The sequence below is a fragment of the Bacteroides sp. OM05-10AA genome (assembly GCF_003439055.1).
Lineage (GTDB): Bacteria > Bacteroidota > Bacteroidia > Bacteroidales > Bacteroidaceae > Bacteroides > Bacteroides intestinigallinarum.
Genome location: NZ_QSUR01000036.1, coordinates 40775 through 60937 on the forward strand (window position 1 = coordinate 40775; position 20163 = coordinate 60937).

Sequence of the window (20163 nt, forward strand, 5' to 3'; positions counted from 1 at the left end):
AAAGCATCGGTTTACATCTAACAAAGCATCGGTTTACACTTAACAGAGCGTATGATTTACCCTGATAAAACACCTGATTTACCATCCCCCGGCAGCTAAAGAGTCTTTAGCCCCGGGCTTACAACCGCTACAAGCCGGGGTGAGATTCTCCGTCACCGCAGCATACAACAAAAAAGGAGAAAGCTTTCGCCTCCTCCTTCTATCGTAGTTTAACCTCAATCTATTTTATGATTCTGTATCCAAAGATACGACATTGAAAAGCCAAAGTCAAGTATTCCCGGATTTATTTCTTGAAAAACTTATCGAAGAATAGAATCTGATAATCAATAGAATTACTCCAATACGTTCCGTTATGTGCACCCGGACGAGTTATAAAATCATGATCGATCTTTCTTTCCAACAGAGCGTTATGCAAATCCTTATTCACATTCAGGAAGAAATCCCCTTCTCCACAATCGAAAATGATAGCCAGATCACCATTCTCTATCTTATCAATCTGCGTGATAACAGTGTGATTATTCCAGACTTCTTTATTCGTTTCATATTCTCCCAACTGCTTAGGCATCTCCCAGTTTTTCGGGAACGGGCGGATATCCAGTCCTCCACTGGTACTTCCACTGGCACCAAACGTATCTTTATGACGGATCGCATTCCACATCGCTCCGTGTCCACCCATACTTAATCCGGTGATGGCACGTCCTTTTCTGTCGGCAATCGTCTTGTAATGTTCGTCGATATACTTCACCAATTCCGATGAAATAAAAGTTTCATAACGATAAGACGGATTGAGCGGACTATCCCAGTACCAGCTATTCTTTCCGTCCGGACAAACGAATATAATTCCTTTTTCGTCCGCAATTTGAGGAAGATTCGGTTTAATTCCAATCCATGTTTTAGCATTTCCACCGTAACCGTGCAACAAATAAATGGCGGGACAAGCTACCGCTTTCTTCCCCAGCGCAGCATCCGGCGTTACCACCACCACTTGCACATCCTTATTCATGGAAGGACTTTTAATTAATAAAGTATCTACTTTGGCAGCAAACGAAGGAGCCACCCATACTAAAAGAAGAGCAATTAATAGAAGTTTTTTCTTTTTCATTGTGTGTTATATAGTTAGATATAGTTATTCCTCTGCTACTGCGGAGGGATCAAATTTAGAAACCGGCATTTCAAAGGTTTTATGACATTGCTTACAAATATAATTCCAGTGGTTGTCTCCCGGAGGAATGACCATCAATGCCGAAAGTACGGCAGCACCCATCGCACGCCATCGCTTTCCTTTCCTCAAAACCAACCGGATATCCGACGAGCCGCAATACGGACAAAGCGTCAACTCTTCCGGCCAACTATCGTTATCTCTCAATACTTGAACAGCCTTATCATAGTCTTCATCTGCCACCAGTATATCCACCCCCGCTATACTGCTCACACAGCTTTTATACAAAGTAGAGAAGTTCTCATTGTGCAGAATAGATTCGATACCTTCATTCTCCAATGCCCCTTGAAGGATATGTGCCTTCATCGCATCATTACAAGTTATCAGTTTTACAGTCTTCATGAGGAATCTGTTTTTAATATGTCCCACAAATATAAGACATATTCTGTTTTTATTCACGGAAGGTATCATTCTTTAATACTTTTTTCGTACTTTCGCAGCAATAATTCGCAATCACATGAAAAGACTGTTGACATTGCTACTATTTTCAAACCTTCTGCTTTCCCTGCTACAGGCACAACCTGTACATCAAATCAGGGGAACGGTTATTGAGAAAAACAGCCGTCAGCCATTAGAGTTCATTAACGTAATGGTTCTCGGGCTGAACAAAGGTGGCGTCACCAATGCAGAAGGCCATTTCACCATCGAACAAGTGCCTCCCGGCATCTACCGCCTGCAAGCAACTGCCATCGGCTACAAGAGTGTCACCACTCCCGAATATATTGTATCTACCAAAGATCTGAACATCTCAATAGAGATGGAAGAGAACCTGACCGAACTCGCAGGAGTAACCGTCACCGCTTCTCCTTTCCGACGTGATTTGGAAAGTCCCGTCAGCCTGCGCATTATCGGATTGCAGGAAATAGAAAAAAGTCCGGGAGCCAATCGGGACATTTCACGCATTGTACAGTCTTATCCGGGAGTTGCCTTCTCACCGATTGGATACCGCAACGACTTGATTGTGCGCGGTGGTTCTCCTTCTGAAAACCGTTTCTACCTGGATGGAGTGGAAATTCCCAATATCAATCACTTCAGTACGCAAGGAGCCTCCGGTGGTCCGGTGGGGATTCTCAATGCCGACCTGATACGTGAAGTCAATTTCTACACCGGTGCTTTCCCCACTGATAGAGGAAACGCGCTTAGTTCCGTTCTTGATTTCAAGTTGCGCGACGGAGATATGGAGCACAACTCTGTAAAGGCTACCCTCGGAGCATCCGAAGTCTCGCTCGCCTCCAACGGGCATATCGGGAAAAAGACCTCTTATCTGGTATCTGTACGTCAATCTTATCTACAATTCCTGTTTGATATGCTCGACCTCCCTTTCCTGCCGACTTTCACCGATGCGCAGTTCAAATTGAAAACCCGGTTTAACGAACAGAACGAGTTGACAGTGCTGGGACTCGGAGGAATCGACAATATGCGATTGAACACGAAAGCGGATAGCGAAGACAATGAATACATCCTTAGTTACCTGCCGAAAATCAAGCAGGAGACATTTACATTGGGAGCCGTTTATCGTCATTATGCAGGCGCACATGTGCAGTCGGTGGTAGTCAGTCACAGCTATCTGAACAACCGCAACACCAAATACCGTCAGAATGATGAAAGTATTCCGGAGAATCTGATGCTCCGCCTCCGTTCTACCGAACAAGAGACAAAGTTCCGTTTCGAAAACAATTCTTCTTTCCGCAACTGGAAGGTCAACCTCGGAGTGAACCTGGATTATAGCCAATATACCAACACCACCTATCAAAAGGCATATACCAATCAGGCACAAACGTTTGATTACCATACCTATTTGGGAATGATGCGCTGGGGACTTTTCGGCACTATCAGCTACTCTTCGATGGACGAACGCTTCACTGCTTCTTTGGGATTGAGAGCGGATGCCAACAATTATTCATCGGCGATGAAATCACTCTCCGACCAGCTTTCACCGCGCATATCGCTCTCCTATCAACTTGCCGATCACTGGTTTTTAAGCGGAAATGCAGGACTTTATTACCAGTTGCCTCCTTACACGGCTCTCGGTTTTAAGGATAATAACGGAACGTATGTCAACAAATACAATCTCCGCTATATGAAAGTCAGCCAGGAAAGTCTGGGTATCAGTTGGCGCAAAGGAGATACTTTCGAAGTTTCCGTGGAAGGATTCTACAAAGATTATGATAAAATTCCGCTCTCCGTTGTGGATGGCATTCCTCTCACCTGCAAAGGGAATGACTACGGGGTGATTGGCAACGAATTGCTGACCTCCACCGCCCAGGGACGTTCGTATGGTGCGGAGATTCTGGTGAAATGGCTGATCGCCAAGAAACTGAATCTGGCTTCTTCCTTTACCATCTTTAAAAGCGAATACCGCAACGACAAAGAGAGTGAATACATTGCATCCGCATGGGACAACCGGTATATCTTCAACTTACGGGGAACCTACAATCTACCGCGCCAATGGAGTGTCGGGATGAAAGTCAGTTGCATCGGCGGTGCTCCTTATACGCCTTATGATGAAGAAAAGTCATCTCTGGTATCTGCCTGGGATGCACAAGGTAAAGCATATTACGACTATTCTAAATATAATAAAGAACGTCTTCCGGCCTTTGCACAGGTAGACCTCCGTATCGACAAGACATTTTATCTGAAACATTGTATGCTGGGATTCTATCTTGATTTGCAAAATATCACGGTAAGCAAACTGAAACAGCAAGATGTACTGATGAGCACCGGTATCATTGAAAATCCGGAAGCTCCTGCCGACAGCCAACACTATAAAATGAAACGCCTCAAACAATCGAGCGGGACATTGCTCCCCACATTAGGAATAACATTTGAGTATTAATTTATGCATAAAACTGTAAACTAGAAAAGAGTATGAAAAGAGAAATCGCTATGATTGCCTTCGTATTGTTAGGCATGGGTATGACAGCTTCTGCACAATTCGGCAAGAAGATTAATTTGGGAAAAGCGTTACAAGCCGGTAAAGACGTAGTATCAGCCGTTACTTTATCTGATGCGGACATCGCCAACATGAGTAAGGAGTATATGGTATGGATGGATGCTCATAATCCATTGACCAAACCTGATACTGAATATGGCAAACGTCTGGAGAAGTTGACGGGACATATCAAAGAAGTGGATGGACTGAAACTTAACTTTGGTGTATATGAAGTGGTAGACGTAAATGCTTTCGCTTGTGGCGACGGTAGTGTACGTATTTGCGCCGGTCTGATGGATGTGATGACGGATGAAGAAGTGATGGCAGTGGTAGGACATGAAATTGGCCACGTAGTTCACACAGACTCTAAAGATGCCATGAAGAATGCTTATCTCCGTTCAGCTGTGAAGAATGCAGCAGGTGCCAGCAGCGATAAAGTAGCCAAACTGACCGACTCCGAGCTGGGAGCTATGGCTGAAGCTCTGGCAGGCGCACAATATTCACAGAAGCAGGAAAGCGAAGCGGATGATTACGGAGTAGAGTTCTGTGTAAAGAACGGTATCAACCCGTATGCAATGGCTAACTCACTGACTAAGTTATCCGAACTGTCGAAAGATGCTCCACAAGCTTCTTACCTGCAAAAGATGTTCTCGTCACACCCGGATACCATGAAACGTATCGAACGTGCGAAAGCAAAAGCAGCAACTTACGCTAAATAATAACGGACATCGTCCCTAAATCAAATAAAGGAGGAGATACTGAGGTTGACAAACCAATGTATCTCCTCCTCTGTTTTTGATAAAAAAGGACACACTATTATTAAAAAATCATTAATCTATAACATAGATTTGCATAGTGTCCTGATTTCTTGTAATTTCGACCCTATAACCATTTTAATCCATTTATGGAATTTCTTATCATACTTCTCTTACTTGTACTGAATGGCATTTTTGCCATGTATGAAATTGCGCTGGTATCATCCAGCAAAGCACGTCTTGAAACACTTGTCGCAAAAGGTAACAAATCAGCCCGCGGAGTTTTGAAACAATTGGAAGAACCGGAAAAGTTCTTATCTACCATTCAGATTGGTATCACTCTGATCGGTATCGTATCCGGTGCGTATGGTGGTGTGGCAATTGCCGACGACCTCGTTCCTTTCTTTTCTCTCATTCCGGGCGCAGAAGCTTATGCACGCAACCTGGCAATGATTACTACCGTAGCAATCATTACCTATCTTTCTCTGATTATCGGAGAGCTAGTACCCAAATCTATCGCTCTTAGTAATCCGGAGCGGTACGCCACTTTGTTCAGCCCGGTCATGATTCTGCTGACAAAGGTTTCTTATCCTTTTGTATGGTTGCTGAGTGTCTCTACCCGGCTACTGAATAAACTAATCGGTTTGAAAAGCGAAGAACGCCCCATGACGCAGGAGGAAATCAAAATGATTCTCCACCAAAGTTCGGAACAGGGTGTGATTGACAAAGAGGAAACGGAAATGATACGTGATGTGTTCCGCTTCTCCGACAAACGGGCTAACGAACTGATGACGCATCGCAGAGATCTCATTATCCTTCACCCTGATGATACGCAGGAAAAGGTGATGAAGACGATCGAAGAAGAACATTATAGTAAATATCTGTTGGTGGACGAACGGAAAGATGAGATTATCGGTGTGGTTTCCGTAAAGGATATTATCCTGATGGTAGGCAGTAAAAAGCTGTTTAACTTACGCGAAATTGCCCGTCCTCCCCTCTTTATTCCGGAAAGTTTATATGCAAATAAAGTTTTAGAGCTATTTAAGAAGAACAAAAACAAGTTCGGAGTTGTTGTTAACGAGTATGGCAGCACAGAAGGCATTATCACACTGCACGACCTGACCGAAAGTATCTTCGGAGACATCCTTGAAGAGGATGAAATGGAAGAAGAAGAAATCGTCACAAGGCAGGATGGTTCGATGCTGGTGGAAGCTTCAATGAACATCGACGACTTCATGGAGGAAATGGGTATTTTATCCTATGAAGATCTGGAATCGGAAGACTTCACCACTCTGGGTGGATTAGCCATGTTCCTGATTGGCCGTATCCCGAAAGCGGGAGACATCTTCACCTACAAGAATTTGCAATTCGAAGTGGTGGACATGGACCGCGGACGAGTAGACAAACTGCTTGTCATCAAACGGGACGAGGAACAGGAATAGAATAGCAAAAACGAGCAATAGCTCACTATATTTATATTAACTTAAAGCACTTAACGATGAAAAAAGTAATTATGTTAGCAGCAGTCGTAGCTGCTTTGGCATCATGCCAATCAAAAGCAAACAAAGCCGCAGAGGCTCAAGCAGACAGTCTAGCTCTTGCTATGACTCCGATTACCGAACTAACTGAAGTTTATGAAGGTACTCTTCCTGCTGCCGACGGTCCGGGTATTGACTATGTACTGACCTTGAACGCTGCAACTGACGGTGTAGATACTGCGTATACACTGGATATGACTTACCTCGATGCTGAAGGTCAAGGACAAAACAAGACTTTCACTTCAAAAGGAAAACAGCAGACTGTACACAAGGTAGTGAACAAAAAACCTGTGACTGCTGTTAAGTTAACTCCGAAGGACGGTGAAGCTCCGATGTATTTCGTGATTGTAAATGACACCACTCTTCGTCTGGTGAACGATAGCTTGCAAGAAGCTGTCAGCGATCTGAATTATGACATTATCAAGGTAAAACAATAAAATAAACCTAACCCTAACCAGTAAAAAAGCTCTGCACAGAACCTTCGTTCTTGCAGAGCTTTTCGTTTTTTAGCTTATAATCTATACTAATCTAATTATTCACTTTATGAGTTCTACCGATACTTTGATATTACCGTATTCATAAGCCCGGTAATACGGTTATCCCAATACCCCGTGTCCTTCTTGCAGACGTTTCAGCCTCAACAAGGCTTCGATATAATAATAATCTGCATAAATAATAGAAGCATCTATCTCGGAATGAGCCGGCCAGTGTCCTACACTATGCAACAGGAATGACGGTTTGCTTTTGCCACTCTGATAACTGTCAGAGTTCAGGCTTGCCAGCATTTCAATAGCTGCATCTTTATAACGTTTTCCGGTTCCGTTCGGGAGGTAAGTGGATAGTTCAAGTAAAGCAGAGGCCACCACTGCCGCAGCCGAAGCATCACGGGGAGCATCCGGTATTCCCGGTGCACTGAAATCCCAATAAGGCACTTTATCTTCCGGCAAGCGTTCGAGATAAACATCTGTCACTTTCTGTGCGAAATCAAGATACTTAGGATCTTTCGTCTCCCGATAGACTACAGTATATCCGTAGATTGCCCATGCCTGACCACGCGCCCACATGGTACTGTCTGCATAGCCCTGATGGGTTACTCCTTTTATCAGATTACCTGTGATGGTATCATAGACTGCTACATGGTAGGATGTATAATCGGGACGGAATTGACATTTCATTGTTTTATCAGCATGAGAAACAGCAACATCATACAAATAAGGATTTCCTCCATTCTTCGCTGCCCAGAAAAGCATTTCGAGATTAATCATGTTATCCATGATTGTGTTGTGAGGCCAGTTGCGTGGTTCCACTTCACGAGGCCATGAAAGCATTGTTCCTACCACCGGATTGAATAAAGTAGCCAGCGAATCGGCCGTATCCAAAATCACTTTCTTATAAGCAGGATCTTTCGTCAAGCGATAGCCGTTTCCATAACTGCAGAATACGAGGAATCCCAAATCATGGTCATAAGCCGGTATTTGAGAAAGGAACTCCAATGAGTTCGTAAACTTCTTCGCTTCTTCCAGAATGTGCTTATCCTGTGTATATTCGTAATCATACCAGAGCACACCCGGCCAGAAACCGGCACACCATTCTTCTTTCGTTGCCTTACGACAGTTCCAGTGGTGTTCGTCAGCCATAATGTTACGTGGCATCATCGTATAGTCAATGCCGGAATCTGTTTTCAGTTCCGTAAGCGTACGTTGTGTCTGCTCTGCACAGTAGTCTAATGCCTTATTCACATCCAATGTACCGGAAGGCTTGTGAGTGCACATACAAAAACCTAACATCACAGCCAGACCTACTACAATCTTTTTCATCTTAGTTCAATATATTCGCGTTAATTCTTAATCTTTATTTCTCTTTGTCAGTTACTTGAGCGGTCAGTTACTTAGTCACTCCATCAGTTACTTAGTCATCCGGAACCAGTCTACATCTGCCCATCCACGATTGCCCTCATTCGGAGTTACGCAGAATACTCCGACTTTGGCTCCAATCCATTTGCCTTGTCGGGCTGTGAAAGGCTCTCCCACTGTCGTGTATTTCTTTCCGTCCAGACTATAAGCGAATGTACAAACGGCTCCTTTACGAACCTTTACTTGCAAGTAAACTGTTTGCCACTCGTTATCTGCTACTCCCGGCATCTTCAGATGTTCCACCGGAATGTTTGCCAATTCTTTTATCTGTTCGGGATTTTGCTGTTCCGCATCCTTGCAGACTGCTTGTTGCAGAATAAACTGATCTCCCGCCTTACGAATGGAGAGATAGCTATAATCCCATCCCATCACAATGATTCCGGTTTGTTCCCTGTCCTGCTTGGCAGTAAATGTCAACTTGGTCGTAGCTGTAAACTCTTCAGCCGGAAACTTTTGCATCAACAAGTTAGGAACTTCCCAGAAGTTCACAAATTCTTTCGAGAGGCTGCCTGCATAAAGACGAATATACCCCAAGTCGGTCGTGAACCCGTAAGTGTCTTTTTTATTGGCATGCCATTGCCATTGTAACCCTAAATGACGGGTATTGAATTCATCACTCTCCGGCGGAGTGGCTATCGGATATGTCTTTCCTACATTCGGTTTCTTATAGGTCGTTACCGGTTCACCGCAACCATCTTTATCCTTGTCTACTCCGATTACAGGCCAATCATTTACCCAAGTCATCGGATTCAGATGAATCACGCGTCCGTAAGCACCTTTATCTTGAAAATGAACGAACCAGGATTCTCCTGTATTCGTATCTACCCAACCGCCTTGATGAGGCCCGTTGATATTTGTCTTTCCTTGTGCCATTACGATCTTCGATTCGTAGGGGCCGTAAATGTTCTTCGAGCGAAGTACTAATTGCCAACCGGTTGCTACCCCACCTGCCGGAGCAAAAATATAGTAGTATCCGTTGCGTTTGTAAAGCTTCGGTCCTTCTACCGTATGGTTCTTTCCATCATTTCCGTCAAATACCATCACCGGATCGGAAATTACTTCTGTTCCCTCTGCATTCAGTTCGCAAATAACGAGAATACTATTCACTCCGCTACGGCTTCCGGCATAAGCATGTATCAGATATACTTTTCCGTCTTCGTCCCACAAAGGAGTGGCATCAATCATACCTTTCCCGGCTTTCACCAATACAGGCTTGCTCCATTTTCCTTTCGGGTCTTTGGTTTTAATCATATAGATTCCATAATCCGGATCACCCCAGTAAATGTAGAACTCCCCGTTATGAAAACGAATAGCCGGTGCCCATACGCCTTTACCATGCTGTGCCTTATCGAAGAATTCTTCCGGCTCCTGAACCGGTAACGCATAGTTTACCAGCGACCAATTCACCAAGTCATTGGAATGAAGAATAGGAATTCCGGGAATACAATTAAAACTGGATGCTGTCATATAGAAATCATCTCCGGCTGCACATACATCCGGGTCCGAATAGTCTGCATGAAGAACCGGGTTCTGATAAGTTCCATTTCCCTTATCAGCCACCCAGGTCTTAGAAATTTCTTGTGCACCTGCCAATGAACAGCAAGCCATCATTCCTGCTAAAAACAGAATCTTTTTACGCATAGTACCTAACTAATAATTCTTTTCTAAATTCAAGTATTATTCCTAAAAACAGGTTCTTTCTACCTTTATATAAAACCAATCACTTTAAAAACTGAATCTATTATCTGATTCCAAACAATCTATTTCTTAACCTATTTGCTTATATATACGAAGGGGATTAGGTAAATACCTAATCCCCTCACAACTTTTTTCTATTTATCTAAAAACTCATACTAACTCTATTCACGATACAACATCAACGTAGCCCAACCCAATTGGTCAAAAGCACCGCTATTGGAGCCATAACGATTAGCAGCCTCTCCTGCCCCACCTTCAGGACGCATCTTATCTGCCAGCATTTGAGCATACTTATAACCACTAGTTAATCCTTTGATCTTTGCATAGTGGGTGTAAAAGATTTCCCATCCGGGACGAACTTCACCACGACCATCATCAGACACCATTTTATGATCTTGCCCATGGTTCTTATCTTTACATGTACAATTTATACAATACTGATACTCTTTAAAAGGTATTTTTGCAATATCAATCAACCAAGTACCATCTGAATTGTCATTTTTCACTCCATCCGTTGCATTACTAAGCGCTACATACTCACCCATTTTCATAATTGCATTGTTGTTAGCCGCAAAGAAATCCAGTCGAGCAACATCTTTGTTATCCTGATAGAATGTATAAGCTATCTGACAAAGATTAGCAGTCACAGCTGCCGACATTTGAGCATGTCCCTGATCACGTCCGCTCTCCTGATTCTGACATATCTCTTCATTCGACAATGGATCAATATGGGTGCCCTGAATTAAATTATTTAGGGCTCCATTACCAGCTCCATTATAAAAATAGTTGATGACATAATTAACCATATCATCATCTTCAGTCAAAATGCCAATAGACAGATAAGAACACATATTAACCAAGTCCCAATTCGACCAGTAATGTAAAGCACAGTTACTACTACCTTGGTGGTTATCCAAAAAATCTTTATTTTTAGAAGCGAATACTTTCACAATCCATGTTTTAAAAGTGGCTTTATCCGCTTCTGTCCAACCATCATAAGTTTGCATAATTTCTGCTGCATTAGCAAAAGTATATCCTTGTGCGCCTGCTGCCAGTTTATGATTAGCATCATTAGAAGTTACTTCCGTACAGGTCGCAGCCCACTGATTCAAGATGTTAATTACATTCTTTGCATATTGTTCAGTACCAGTCAGCTTCCATAAAAGTGCCATTTGATAGGCAGCCGCGGCATCCCTCATTGCATAATCGTAATTTTCTTTATTAACGCCCGTTCCGGTCACATCGCCACGAACAATCTTAGTTTGCGGTTGCGGATTGTATGAAGAAGCTGAAACATAAATCGAGTTCTTTAAATTTTCAAATTCATCTTTTACCTTTTGCGGTGCAGTCCCATCATCCAACATATTCTTCACGCGGTCAAAATCAGCCTGATTAAACATAGCACAAGGATGATTATAGGTATATTCTGCTTCTACCGGAACATATACTCCTTCCGGAAGTGTCAAATCCACTACTCCGAATTCATTCTCACGGCAGGAAGTTTGCACTGCTATCAGCAGTGCTAAACCTATTGTCTTTATTATATTTTTATTCATAAGAATCTATTTTGAGACATAATTTATTATTCTATTATTTTATCACTTCATAAGCCAGCCCTTCCGACTCAATATATGCCTGTACATCTTGCAATGTTTTGAATGTCTGTATCCAGTAAACATTATAACTTACAGGCGTAGACGAAACAATATCAGCATATTTAAATTGAAGAGTTGTAAACGCTGCAATAGAAGTTGTCGGAAGCAACCCGCCTGTATTCCATTTCTGACTAGTCATATCATAAATAAATACATGGCTACCATCACTACATTTATAATCATTCAACCATCTATTGTTATTTCCATCTAAACCACCAGAATATTTAGTTCCATCACATGTTCCAGATGCATCAAGAGTTATATTACGTGCAGTTACTCCATCATAATCCTTCACATCATCCATACGAACTGCGAAGATAGGATAATTACCGGCATGCAACCAGGACGTTGGACTCTTACAAATCAAGTCTCCACGACATTTTCCACTTGTCAATTTAGTGTTAATCGTTATATAGCCTTCTTCTTTATTCCATGTATGCGATTCCGCATTTGCAGCATTAGCCCATGTGTAATTCTCGCTACGGAAAAGCTCCCGTATTAATCCTTCCGCTAAGTTCAATTCTATAGATGAAGAGTTTCCTGTCTCCGGACAAGTAGCAGTAATAGTAACCTTACCGAACATACCATTGGTATTAAAAGTAACAACACCAGCTTTCACTGTAGCAATTGTTTCATCACTTGAAGTCCATTCTATCAATGACTTAGTACAATTTTCCGGCACTGTAGTAAAGTTCAATGCTACACTCTTTTCTGCAATAGCAAATTCATAGCCATTGGTTGATGAGTAATCTTGATCGATGGTAATCTCTTCCGGTTGCACAATCGAATTCACGATAATATCTTTAGTAGCTATCACATTTGCACCGTCCAAAGATGTGGCAGTGATAGTAACAGTGACAGCGGCACCTTTACCACTATCCAGTCCCGTAACAAGTCCATCCTTATTTACAGTAGCTACAGTTTCATCGGAACTTGACCATTTCACTGTCTTATAAGTAGCAGCAGACGGCAAAATAGCTGCTGAAAGTTGCAACGTCTCTCCTGCATATACATTATCCGCATCAGAACTAATCGTAATGCTCTCCGCACTAACCAATGAATTAACAACCAACACTTTCAAGGCACTAGCCACATCACTACCCGAATAATAAACACTTGGAGCAACCTGAATTACAGCAATACCCGTACCATTACCACTAACGGCATTTACCGTACCATTGGCATCCACCGTGGCGACATTTTCATTACTGGAAGTCCAATTCACCTCCTTATAAGTTACGTCATCAGGTGTTATACTATATCCCAATTCCACTTTCTCTCCTTTTACTAAAGGAAGTACCTTGACTTTCGTATCATCAATATAGATAAATTGCTGTAAATCTTCAGAAATAATCATTTCAACCGACGCAGGATAAATCGCTTTAGAAAGTGGGGATACCTCATCATTATCATCACATGACAAAAATGTGGAAACAACTGCTGTCATAAAAAGACAACCCAGTCCATATTTTAATATCTGTTTCATACGTTTTCTCTTTTATTCATTATTACAATAATACATCTTAGTTCTTCCAACCAGGGTTCTGTTCCAACTGTGGATTCAACTGTAATTGATCAGAAGGCAGCGGATAAAGATAAAGCTTATCATTCCAAGTACGATCACTATAAAGAATGAGGCAACCGTCAGAACTAAGTGAACGTTTATGATCTGTCCAGTTTGTTTCAAACCAGGTACCTGTTACTTGTATACCAAGCATATCTTGTGGCATTTCATCAGGAGCTGTAGCCCAACGTTTTAAGTCATCAATACGGAAACCTTCCAATACAAGTTCCACAGTACGTTCCCGACGTATCTCTTCACGCATTGAAAGATTGTTTGCCGAAACTAATGTACTACTCAATTTAGGCATATTTGGATTGACACGAAGACGAACCTTATTCAATGAATAATCTAATTCTGAATCTGTAATAGTACCATTCAATTCATAAACAGCTTCTGCATAATTCAACAATACTTCTGCATACCGGATAACTGGGAAATCATAAGATTCGTAATAATCTTCCACCTGGCGTTCAGTACCCCATTTACGGTTTTGATATCCACTACCCGAACGTACATTAGCAGTCAGGCTACTTGTTAAATCAGCATCCGTCCAAGTTGTGCGCCATTTACCGTCATTATTCCAGTATTGTTGTCCATGATATAACATATTATTTCCCATGCGGTTATCCCGATTTTGGAATTCATCCGTCACACCTGCATATTGCTGGAATTTAGATGACTTACCAATAGGCAACCCATCAGAACAAAGATACATATTCGCCAATTTACGGGTTACATAACAAGCATTTGCCACCATACCATGAGTCAGATTCCATGCAGTTTTATCTCCATTGCGATGACGTTTCACAAAGATATATTCTGTATTGTCGCTCTTCGAAAGATTTGCCGGATTACATTGTGCACCATCCTCTAATGTAAACATATAGCGATAGCTCTCATTACCCAGTTTTTCATTATAGAACAACTGATATTTACCACCTTTAATTACTTCATTAGCCGCATCCTTCGCAATAGTCAGCAATTCTGTACTACGGGAAGTATTTGAGGTAGCATCTTTACCGTTAGTGTGAAATTTCTGCCAAGTACCTTCATACAACGCTACACGTGACAACATGGCATATGCAATATATTTATTCAATCGTCCTGCCTCTGATGATGTTTCGGGTAAGCCACCAACTGCATCTTTCAAATCTTTAATCACCTGATCAATCACCTCACCACGATCATTACGTCTGCCGTAAAGTTTTTCAGAATCCAAGTCCAAAGGTTCCGTAAGAATAATAGCATCACCATAAAGCTGTACTAATTCAAAATGACTATATGCACGGAAAAACTTTGCTTCGGCTACAGGTACTATAATATCTGCCGGTACATCAAAACTCTCTGCATTCTTCAACAATAGGTTAGTATAGTAAATGCGTTTATATAGTTTGGTGTAATTAGCATCTGTAGCAGGAATAGCATTTGTACCCTGGCTATATACATTCATGGATGAACCAGCCACTAAATCAGAACGGTAATCACTATGTGGTTCATCTGACACAGCACGGTCAAAATCATGAGGCCAACTATAAAACTGGTTAGCAAACAACTGAAAATTAGCGGCGTTGTCCCACACCAAATTATCTCCCAAATCCGACAATGGTTCCAAATCCATACAGGAAGTTGTCACTGCTACGAAAGAAAAAAGACATGCGGCTTTTATATATTGTTTTAATTTCATATCATCAATTATTTAAAAGGTTAAATTAGCTCCGATAGTAAAGTTACGAGTGAACGGATAACGCTTCACCCCCTTAGCTGCCTGAGTGGTATTATTGGTATCACGAGCAGATGCTTCAGGATCCCACCCATCTTTTATTTTGGTAGTTTCCCACAAATCAGCTCCCGTCAGATATATACGAGCCCCTGATATTACTTTTGTTTTATTCAACAACTTAGCAGGAAAAGTATAACCGATTGTTACATTCTTCAGACGAAGATAACGACCATCTTGTGCTGTCAAAGAGGATGCCTGATAATTGTAATTATTGATATTACTTTCATTGGTATATGGGGCATAGTAAGCATCCCGGTTATTTTCACTCCATGTATTGCCAAGAGAAGCAGTGCTTGTATTGGTATAATTGCTACGGAACGGCACTGTCCAGTTATCAATCGGACGATAAACAAAACGATTGGCAGCTCCCTGGAAAACAACATTGATATCAAATCCTTTATAGTCTGCTCCAAAATTGAAAGAATAAGAGATTTCAGGAGTGTCACTGCCCAGATAGATATAGTCTTTTTCATCTAACACACCGTCTCCGTTTTCGTCACAATACATATTGTCACCTACACGCAGATTCGATGGCATACCAATTCCGTTATTATTATAATACTTTGTCTTGTAGGCAGCCAACTGTTCTTCATTCTGAATCTTGCCACCGTAACGCAGACCGAAAATTGAATTCAGAGGATAACCTTGTTGTGTTTGTACATATCCTGACTTTAAAACTGTTGTACCACCATAATCCACTAATTTATTACGGGCAAAAGTAAAAGTACCACCTATGTGATAGTTTACATCTCCAATCCTGTTGCGATAGTTAAGCTGACCTTCATATCCCCATCCTTTAAACTTTCCGGCATTCGCTTTCGGAGCAGAATCTCCTAATGTTCCCGGGAAAGTGACACTAACTAACATATTATTGTTCTGCTTCATAAAAGCCTCAACAGAACCAGTCAAACTACCATTCAGAAAACCAAAATCAACACCGACATTATAATTTTTTATGCGTTCCCAACTACGTGTTGTAGAAGCCAGAGTTCCGTTCGTTTTTATATAAGAAAGTTTATTAGAACCTATATATGCGCCATCATCACCTGCTGCAACCAAATTATAAAGTTGCACTCCGTCATAGTTTCCAATGCCACTCTGATTACCGACTTCGGCATAAGAAAGACGCAACTTCAAATCACTCAACCAATCAACTTTCTGCAAAAAAGATTCTTCTTTTATACGCCAACCCAATGAAACACCATAAAAGAGATCCCAACGGTTTTCCGGCAAGAACTTAGAAGAGCCGTCGTAACGTCCATTCAGTTCCAGCAAGTAACGTCCATCATAATCATAATTAAAACGTCCAAAATAAGAAAGATTCGCATTTTGATATTTCTTTTCATCACCAGTCAAAGTCACATCACCCGAACCGTTTACTATTTCCATACCATTCTGAATATCTTTCACCATCACTCCAAAATAAGTGTACTCTTTAAATTCATATTGTGCACCCAATGTCAAATTCAACTTATGCTTTTGCGCAAATGTTTTATTAGCTGCCAAATAACCGGAAACTGAATAAAAATCAGTTCTCGAACTTGTCTGAGTGTAAGTTGAGTTTGCTTGCGTTGGATCTGTCCGCACTTCTACATCACCCATATAATTATAAAAAGTGACAGAATTTATTGTTTTATTACGCGATGCCGTACTCGTACTATATCCAACATTAGCATTAGCAGATAACCAGTCTAAAATCTGATAATTCAATGTCTCACTTAATGAGATAGCAGAAACAGAGAGTTTATTATTACCACCATTGCTAACAATAGCCGCAGGAGATCCCCATGTTCCCCATGCATACGGTTTTCCGTTTAAGGACTCAAATGGAAGTCCCGGCATAGGCAAAGTAGCGGATAAAGCAGACTCAATCTGTGTCGGAGCAACCTGTTCTTGCCGATTGTACGAAATAGAAGAGTCCAGTTTCAGGTTCTTTGTAAACTTATATGTATTATTCATACGAAAGTTGTAACGCTTGTTGTTATTGTCACCAAATTGCAATGTAGAACCATCATAAAGATAACTCATCGAAATACGATAAGATGATTTTTCTGAACCACCAGAAACACTTAAACTATGCTCTGTACTCCATGTATCACCAAAAAGCGTATCCAGCCAATTTACGTCATCTGTAAACACAAAATCCGCAACATCTGTAAAGTTGGTCGAACCGAACGGATTAGGACTATAGCGCATATCAAGATATGATCCTTTATATTTCTTTGCCAATTCTGCATAAGTATACCATACATTAGACGTATTTTTATCGTTCGTCAATGCTGTCATTACGCCATCTGCCCATTGATCAATATTCATAGCAGAAGCCATCAAACCAACAGTTTTCAAAGTAGCGCTACCACTATATTCTACTTTCACTTTACCTTCAGCGCCTTTCTTTGTAGTTATTAGGACAACACCTCCAGCAGCACGAGAACCATAGATTGCAGCGGCACCATCTTTCAAAAAGTTCATTGACTCAATATCATTAGGATTCAGCAGACGAAGCTCATTCACACTTTCATACGCCACCCCATCAATTATTATTAATGGTTCTGTACTGTTCACAGATACTGATCCACGCAAACTTAGTCCCCAGCTTTCATCACCCGGAGCAGAAGAGCTACGAGTTATCATAACACCAGGCACCTGTCCTTGTAGAGCTTCCAATGGGCTAGACAGTCCTCCTTTTTCCTGAAGCATTTTAGCTCCAACAACTGCAACAGCACCTGTTAATGAAGATTTCTTCTGTGTACCATAACCCACTACTACAACTTCATCCAATACTTCAGAATCTTCTTGTAATGTAATTTTCACAGGTACGCTACCATTTACATTAATTTCTTTTGTTTTATAGCCAATATAAGAAATAACCAATGTTCCCGGATTGACATTACTAAGTATAAAGTTTCCGTCTATATCCGTAATTGTACCATTAGTAGTCCCCTTCATCAACACACTAGCACCGATTATCGGCTCACTATTTGCATCTAACACAGTCCCCTTTACTGTCACCGTCTGCATAGCAGTTTGTGACCTATCAACTTCTGCATAGGTATTCTGGGGTATTCCTGTCAATAGCGCAGAAGCAACCACCATTGAAAATAAAAATCTCTTCGGCGAACACTTTAAGATATCATTCATAAAATTAAATTTGAGGTTTAAAAATAGTATTAAATTCTTGTTCTCTAAAATAAGATGAGGCATACAAACACCTCTTTGTAAATTCTGACTCCTTTTCCATAAGCACAAAGGGTTATTTATTAATGAATAAGATTATATACAATTTCGGAAGAATTCGCGCATTTCACGACGTCCAAGGAATAGGTGGTTTTCTACCGTCCTACAACTTAGATTCAGTTCATTAGCGATTTCCGGAGAAGTTTTATTTTCGAAATGGCTTAATGTATAAATTAACCGACGTTGTTCGGGCATGGCAGCCAGACGGGTCCGTTCCATTGTCATTAAATCATCACCGATAATTTTTTCTTCTGTTTCATTGGTAGAAGCAGACATAGTATCATAGATGTAGCTGTCTATCTCCTGCTTCTTATAATAACGACGGATATAGTCGATTACAATATTGCGGGCAATAGTGAACAGAAAATATTTCACTGTGTCGGGACGGAGCATTTGTTTGTAGTCCAGCAGACGTACAAATACATCTTGGGTTAGATCCTCCGCTTCGTAGCGATGAGTGATACGATAAGTAATATAGGTAAGAATCACCTGATAATATTCTTCATAAGAACGGGTGATAATGTCGTCGTAAGTGTTAGCTATTGTCTCCATAATACTATCTTTTTCGGTTTTAATCACGATGCAAATATAGAGGGGATTTCGGATATAACGGTCGTAAAATAAAGCAGATCAATCTCAACGAATCTAGTTAGACTTATTTAAATACACTCTTCTCATTATCAACAAGTTATATTCTCATTAAATAGAGTATCACTTTATAAAATGAGACTCCATACACTAAAATCTATGCATTTTCGCTCCACTTACACCTGTTTGCCCTTACCTTTCTCTCCTTTTCAATCTCACCATTTCACGATCTTACCGATTCATTGTCTCATCAACGGCTTTGATGAGACATAAACATTAAGAGAAAACTTTCATTTCATTAAAGACAAACTTGCTTTGCACTTATTGCAAAGTTACGTTTGATTAAGGGTAAACTATAAATGCAAGCTTCAATTATATAATTGCAAGCTTTGTTTTTATAAACGCAAGTTGCATTTATAAAAACAAAGCTTGCGTTTATAGATTACTCCCTATAAAAAACGTAAGCGTCTCCGCGATTCTATCTTGTCGCCCTTTTTTCATTCTTATATTTTTGCTATGTATAAAAATGAAGCATTATGGATTTAGCAGAAAATCGATTTGGAAAAACTTGGAAACATTTCCTTGAAGTATTGAAAGTAGACTACAATTGTTCTTTAGCCGATGTTTGCCGCGATCAGCATACCACTTTTGGTGGTATGAGTTCCTGGATGTCCAGACGGGGCTATAGCGTTAAACAAGCCAAGGCAGATGTGGTCCGTGATTATTATGGCGGCGTTGAACCCTCCCAACCGACAACTTCCTCTCCTTCATTCACTCAAATAGCACCCGCCATGTTGCCGGAAGAAGAGTTTAGTCTTGCCGGGATCACAATCACCTTTAACAGTGGAACCACCATTTCGGTCAAACGGGCCACACCCAGTGGTGTTATTAAAATGTTGCGCGATTACGAAAGAAAGGAGGGAGATCCATGTATTCTCTAACATCAGCCAATCGCTACTATCTGTACCAGGGCTTTGTTCGTATGAACCTTGGCATTGACGGTTTATTCAAAATTATACGATCGGAAATGAAGGACTTGTCTCCCGTTTCCGGAGATATCTTTTTATTCTTTGGTAAAAACCGACAAAGTGTAAAAATACTGCGTTGGGATGGCGATGGCTTTCTTCTGTACTACAAGCGCCTCGAAGGTGGAAGTTTTGAGTTACCGACATTTAACCCCAATACAGGTAATTACGAGATTTCTTATCAGGTTTTGTCTTTTATCTTAAATGGAGTGTCATTAAAGTCTGTACGGTTGAGAAAACGTTTTAGGATCTAATACAA

Annotated in this window: 15 protein-coding genes; 6 read left to right on the forward strand and 9 right to left on the reverse strand. The window is 41.1% G+C overall.

Features of this window, described 5'->3' with window-relative positions; translation table 11 throughout:
- Positions 1–283: 283 nt before the first annotated feature.
- Together DXB58_RS22330 and DXB58_RS22335 are read right to left on the reverse strand one after the other, a co-directional pair.
- Entirely contained in the window at positions 284–1102 is an 819-nt protein-coding gene (locus DXB58_RS22330) for an alpha/beta hydrolase family protein (RefSeq protein ID WP_122138301.1), read from the reverse strand.
- Positions 1103–1126: 24 nt separating this feature from the next.
- Positions 1127–1561, reverse strand: coding sequence for a DUF2007 domain-containing protein (locus DXB58_RS22335; RefSeq protein ID WP_122138313.1), 435 nt, complete (start codon positions 1559–1561; stop codon positions 1127–1129).
- 115 nt (positions 1562–1676) lie between these two features.
- Here DXB58_RS22335 and DXB58_RS22340 point away from each other — a divergent pair, with 115 nt between their 5' ends.
- The 4 genes from DXB58_RS22340 to DXB58_RS22355 all read left to right on the forward strand — a co-directional run bounded on the left by DXB58_RS22340 (position 1677) and on the right by DXB58_RS22355 (position 6881).
- Positions 1677–4055, forward strand: a complete 2379-nt coding sequence (locus tag DXB58_RS22340; RefSeq protein WP_122138302.1) for a TonB-dependent receptor — start codon at positions 1677–1679, stop codon at positions 4053–4055.
- Positions 4056–4087: 32 nt separating this feature from the next.
- On the forward strand, positions 4088–4870 hold the full coding sequence (locus DXB58_RS22345) for a M48 family metallopeptidase (RefSeq protein ID WP_122138303.1): 783 nt from the start codon (positions 4088–4090) through the stop codon (positions 4868–4870).
- Between the two features lie 185 nt (positions 4871–5055).
- Entirely contained in the window at positions 5056–6348 is a 1293-nt protein-coding gene (locus DXB58_RS22350; protein WP_122138304.1) for a hemolysin family protein, read from the forward strand.
- A gap of 56 nt (positions 6349–6404) precedes the next feature.
- Positions 6405–6881 carry a copper resistance protein NlpE N-terminal domain-containing protein gene (locus DXB58_RS22355; protein ID WP_004296964.1) on the forward strand — a complete coding sequence of 159 codons (477 nt, stop codon included), beginning with the start codon at positions 6405–6407 and terminating at the stop codon, positions 6879–6881.
- A gap of 159 nt (positions 6882–7040) precedes the next feature.
- On the opposite strand, the gene DXB58_RS22360 is transcribed toward DXB58_RS22355, so the two are convergent.
- The 7 genes from DXB58_RS22360 to DXB58_RS22390 all read right to left on the reverse strand — a co-directional run bounded on the left by DXB58_RS22360 (position 7041) and on the right by DXB58_RS22390 (position 18843).
- Positions 7041–8261: a glycoside hydrolase family 88 protein gene (locus DXB58_RS22360; RefSeq protein ID WP_074637735.1), complete on the reverse strand. Its 1221-nt coding sequence runs from the start codon at positions 8259–8261 to the stop codon at positions 7041–7043.
- An 87-nt stretch (positions 8262–8348) separates the two neighbouring features.
- A complete protein-coding gene (locus DXB58_RS22365; RefSeq protein WP_122138305.1) occupies positions 8349–9998 on the reverse strand; it encodes a glycoside hydrolase 43 family protein in 1650 nt (549 codons plus the stop codon).
- A gap of 218 nt (positions 9999–10216) precedes the next feature.
- Positions 10217–11611, reverse strand: a complete 1395-nt coding sequence (locus DXB58_RS22370; RefSeq protein ID WP_122138306.1) for an alginate lyase family protein — start codon at positions 11609–11611, stop codon at positions 10217–10219.
- Positions 11612–11645: 34 nt separating this feature from the next.
- Entirely contained in the window at positions 11646–13196 is a 1551-nt protein-coding gene (locus DXB58_RS22375; RefSeq protein ID WP_122138307.1) for an Ig-like domain-containing protein, read from the reverse strand.
- Positions 13197–13233: 37 nt separating this feature from the next.
- Positions 13234–14958: a RagB/SusD family nutrient uptake outer membrane protein gene (locus DXB58_RS22380; RefSeq protein WP_122138308.1), complete on the reverse strand. Its 1725-nt coding sequence runs from the start codon at positions 14956–14958 to the stop codon at positions 13234–13236.
- A 12-nt stretch (positions 14959–14970) separates the two neighbouring features.
- On the reverse strand, positions 14971–18258 hold the full coding sequence (locus DXB58_RS22385; protein ID WP_122138309.1) for a TonB-dependent receptor: 3288 nt from the start codon (positions 18256–18258) through the stop codon (positions 14971–14973).
- Between the two features lie 69 nt (positions 18259–18327).
- The gene (locus DXB58_RS22390; RefSeq protein ID WP_122138310.1) at positions 18328–18843 is read right to left on the reverse strand and encodes an RNA polymerase sigma-70 factor; all 516 of its coding nucleotides are present in this window, start codon (positions 18841–18843) and stop codon (positions 18328–18330) included.
- A 572-nt stretch (positions 18844–19415) separates the two neighbouring features.
- Between DXB58_RS22390 and DXB58_RS22400 the strand changes: the two genes are divergently transcribed.
- Positions 19416–19820 (forward strand): hypothetical protein, encoded by a 405-nt coding sequence (locus DXB58_RS22400; RefSeq protein WP_122138311.1) that lies wholly within the window; start codon positions 19416–19418, stop codon positions 19818–19820.
- Positions 19808–20158: an IS66 family insertion sequence element accessory protein TnpB gene (gene tnpB / locus DXB58_RS22405; RefSeq protein WP_004296723.1), complete on the forward strand. Its 351-nt coding sequence runs from the start codon at positions 19808–19810 to the stop codon at positions 20156–20158. Before DXB58_RS22400 ends, tnpB begins: the two co-directional genes overlap by 13 nt.
- Positions 20159–20163 lie beyond the last annotated feature (5 nt).

Coding starts and splice junctions, on each gene's coding strand:
- DXB58_RS22385 (WP_122138309.1), bottom strand. CDS start 18,258: ATGCCTCATCTTATTTTAGAGAACAAGAATTTAATACTATTTTTAAAC.
- tnpB (WP_004296723.1), top strand. CDS start 19,808: ATGTATTCTCTAACATCAGCCAATCGCTACTATCTGTACCAGGGCTTT.
- DXB58_RS22355 (WP_004296964.1), top strand. CDS start 6,405: ATGAAAAAAGTAATTATGTTAGCAGCAGTCGTAGCTGCTTTGGCATCA.
- DXB58_RS22360 (WP_074637735.1), bottom strand. CDS start 8,261: ATGAAAAAGATTGTAGTAGGTCTGGCTGTGATGTTAGGTTTTTGTATG.
- DXB58_RS22350 (WP_122138304.1), top strand. CDS start 5,056: ATGGAATTTCTTATCATACTTCTCTTACTTGTACTGAATGGCATTTTT.
- DXB58_RS22380 (WP_122138308.1), bottom strand. CDS start 14,958: ATGAAATTAAAACAATATATAAAAGCCGCATGTCTTTTTTCTTTCGTA.
- DXB58_RS22370 (WP_122138306.1), bottom strand. CDS start 11,611: ATGAATAAAAATATAATAAAGACAATAGGTTTAGCACTGCTGATAGCA.
- DXB58_RS22390 (WP_122138310.1), bottom strand. CDS start 18,843: ATGGAGACAATAGCTAACACTTACGACGACATTATCACCCGTTCTTAT.
- DXB58_RS22335 (WP_122138313.1), bottom strand. CDS start 1,561: ATGAAGACTGTAAAACTGATAACTTGTAATGATGCGATGAAGGCACAT.
- DXB58_RS22365 (WP_122138305.1), bottom strand. CDS start 9,998: ATGCGTAAAAAGATTCTGTTTTTAGCAGGAATGATGGCTTGCTGTTCA.
- DXB58_RS22375 (WP_122138307.1), bottom strand. CDS start 13,196: ATGAAACAGATATTAAAATATGGACTGGGTTGTCTTTTTATGACAGCA.
- DXB58_RS22400 (WP_122138311.1), top strand. CDS start 19,416: ATGGATTTAGCAGAAAATCGATTTGGAAAAACTTGGAAACATTTCCTT.
- DXB58_RS22345 (WP_122138303.1), top strand. CDS start 4,088: ATGAAAAGAGAAATCGCTATGATTGCCTTCGTATTGTTAGGCATGGGT.
- DXB58_RS22340 (WP_122138302.1), top strand. CDS start 1,677: ATGAAAAGACTGTTGACATTGCTACTATTTTCAAACCTTCTGCTTTCC.
- DXB58_RS22330 (WP_122138301.1), bottom strand. CDS start 1,102: ATGAAAAAGAAAAAACTTCTATTAATTGCTCTTCTTTTAGTATGGGTG.